The sequence below is a fragment of the Luteitalea sp. genome (genome assembly GCF_044337415.1).
Taxonomy (GTDB): domain Bacteria; phylum Acidobacteriota; class Vicinamibacteria; order Vicinamibacterales; family Vicinamibacteraceae; genus Luteitalea.
On record NZ_JBIINP010000361.1, the window covers coordinates 1 to 2,996 of the forward strand.

The 2,996-nt window shown below is 70.4% G+C and carries 3 protein-coding genes; 2 read left to right on the forward strand and 1 reads right to left on the reverse strand.

Translation table 11 applies throughout. The annotated features are described in order from the left end of the window. Positions 1 to 771: hypothetical protein (locus ACIRDX_RS22305; RefSeq protein WP_396627618.1), on the forward strand; the 771-nt coding region annotated here is incomplete at its 5' end. Further along, on the forward strand, positions 768 to 2,075 hold the full coding sequence (locus ACIRDX_RS22310; RefSeq protein ID WP_396627619.1) for an MFS transporter: 1,308 nt from the start codon (positions 768 to 770) through the stop codon (positions 2,073 to 2,075). The genes ACIRDX_RS22305 and ACIRDX_RS22310, both read left to right, overlap by 4 nt. Positions 2,076 to 2,201: 126 nt before the next feature. On the opposite strand, the gene ACIRDX_RS22315 is transcribed toward ACIRDX_RS22310, so the two are convergent. Further along, positions 2,202 to 2,996: transglutaminase family protein (locus tag ACIRDX_RS22315; protein ID WP_396627620.1), on the reverse strand; the 795-nt coding region annotated here is incomplete at its 5' end.

Sequence of the window (2,996 nt, forward strand, 5' to 3'; positions counted from 1 at the left end):
CCGGCCTACACGCCCGAGCGCCCGCTGCAGCGGTCGGCCGTGTTCTTCGAGGATCGCGTGCGCGGCAGCGCGCGCTGGGACCTGTCGAGCAACGAGCCCGGGCTCGACATCGGCGCCGGCGGCCCGACCAACGTCGCGTGGGGCCCTGCGCCCCGGCAGTCGCGCGACCGGTTCGAGATCGTGCCCAAGGCGTTCCTGTTCCGCGGCGCGGTGCCGCTGCCCTCTTCGCCGGCGCCCGCCACGATCACGGCGACGGTGATCCGGCGCACGGGCGATGCCGACATCGAGATCGCGATCACGCCCGCGGGTGCCGAGTGGCAGACGCTGGCGATCGTGCTGCCCGAGAACATCGTGCCCACCCGGTCCACGCTGGCCGGACGGACGAGCGGCGGGCGCTGGCAGGCGTGGCACACGAACATGCCGAAGGACGGCCTGACGTGGCGCGCCACGGTGCCCGCCAGCCAGGCTGATCGGCTTGCCGACACGGAGATCTGGGTGTCGCGCTTCGCGTTGCCCGACGCGAAGGCGGGCGGCCGCATCCCGGCGTGGCTCGAGGCGCCGCAGACGGCGTGGATGACGCAGCACGTGGTGATACTGCCGACGCGGCCGAACGAGACGCTGGAGGCGCCTGTCCCGCTCGCGCCGACCACCACGCTGCCGCTGCCGTCGGCCTCACCGGCCTCTGCCGCGCCGTTGACACCGGCCGCAACGCCCGCTGCGCGACCAACACCAGCCACGCCACCGGCAGCGGGCGCGGGGGTGCCCCGATGAGCGAGGCGCGCGTCACGCTGCTCGAGCGCCTCGGCCTCGGCCGCCCCGAACTGCGCGCGTGGGCCATGTACGACTGGGCCAACTCCGCGTTCCTCACCACGATCGTCGCGGCGGTGTTCCCGGTCTACTACAACAACGTCGCCGCCAAGGGCCTGTCGCCGGAGACGGCCGCGTTCCGCTTCAGCATGGGCACGACGATCGCGCTCACCGCGAGCGCGTTCCTCGCGCCGCTGCTCGGCGCGATCGCCGATCATCGCCCGTACAAGAAGCTGTTCCTGCTGGTGTTCATGGCGCTCGGCGCGCTGTGCACGATGGGCATGGCGCTCATCGGCGAGGGCGACTGGGCGCTGGCCATCGGCCTGTTCATGCTGGCCAACGTCGCCTGCAGCGGGTCGATCGCGTTCTACGACTCACTGCTGCCGCACATCGCCGCGCCGGAGGAACTCGACCGCGTGTCCTCGTCGGGCTTCGCGCTCGGCTACCTCGGCGGCGGGCTGCTGCTCCTGCTGAACCTCACGTGGATCCTGCAGCCTGGCCTGTTCGGCCTGCCCGACGCGGGCATCGCGACGCGGCTGGCGTTCTTCAGCGTCGGCGTGTGGTGGATGGTGTTCTCGATCCCGCTGATGCGGCGCGTGCCGGAGCCGCCGATGCTGCGCGGCGCGCAGGACTCGCTCGGTGCCGCGGCGCGCCATGCGGTGGCCGACCTGCGCGAGACGTTCACGCACCTGCGCCGGTACCGGCAGGCGTTCCTGATGCTGCTGGCCTTCCTGATCTACAACGACGGCATCGGCACGATCATCCGCATGGCGTCGCTGTACGGCGCGCAGCTGGGCATCGCCGAAGGGCACCTGATCGGCGCGCTGCTGCTGGTGCAGTTCGTGGGCGTGCCGTTCGCGTTCATCTTCGGCTGGCTGGCCGGGAAGATCGGCGCCAAGCGGGCGATCTGGCTGGCGCTGGCGGTGTATGCCGGCATCAGCGTGCTCGGCTACTTCATGAAGACGGCCACGCACTTCTACGCGCTGGCGATCCTGGTGGGCACGGTGCAGGGCGGCAGCCAGGCGCTGTCGCGGTCGCTCTTCGCGAGCATGATCCCGCGCGAGCGGTCGTCGGAGTTCTTCGGCTTCTTCGCCGTCACCGAGCGCACGGCGGGCATCCTCGGCCCACTCACCTTCGCGCTGGCGATCGCCATCACCGGCTCGAGCCGCGGCGCCATCCTCTCGGTGATCGCCTACTTCATCGTCGGCGCACTGATCCTGTCGCGGGTGGACATCGAGGCCGGACAGCGCGCTGTCCGTGGCAATTAGACATTGGACATTGGAAATTCTCGGGCGAGGGCCTCCGGCCCATCGCCACGATCAGGGCTCGCGTGCGAGCGAAGACCGAAGGTCGAGCCGCCGAGAATTTCAAATGTCCAATTTCAAATTGCCACCTCACTGCTGCTGTTGCTGCTGCTGTTCCTGCTCGTCGTCGAGCAGGCTGTTGCCGGCTTCGGGCTCTGGCGCCGACCAGTAGAGCGCGGGCATCACGTCGGACGGCGCGATGGGCGTGTCGGTGGTCTGCACGCGCACGTTGACGCCGAGTTCGCTGCGGGCGCTGCCCTTGAAGGCGCCGCGCGTCGGCGGCACGTCGTGGTAGTCGCGGCCGATCGCCACGCGGATGTGGCGGTCCATGGCGAGGGTGCGGTTGGTGGGGTCGATGCCGAACCAGCCGAGCGACGGCAGCCAGGCTTCCACCCACGCGTGCGAGGCGCCGTCGACCGAGCGCTCGTCGCCCTTGTGGTTGTGGAACAGGTAGCCGCTCACGTAGCGACAGGGGATGCCCAGCCCGCGCACCAGCGCGATCATCACGTGGGCGAAGTCCTGGCACACGCCGCGGCGCGCCGCGAGTGCCTCGTCGATGTGCGAGTCGACGCGGGTCGAGCCCTGCGCGTACTCGAACGCATCGTAGATCTGCTTCTTCAGCCGGCGCAGCACCGTCAGCGGGTCGTCGTCGCGCGACAGGCCGATCTCGCGGCCGAAGGCCTGCAGCGCCTCGGTCGGCCGCGCGAAGTGCGACGGCTCGAGGTACTCGATGAAGCGCTCGCGCGTGATCGGCTCGTCGAGCACCTCCCACGTCGAGGGATCGCAGCTCTCGGGGATGTCGATGGCCGACACGAACTCCACGACCGACTCGGCGACGACCATCAGCTCGCGATGCCGCGCCGGCACGTCGAAGTGGTGGACGAC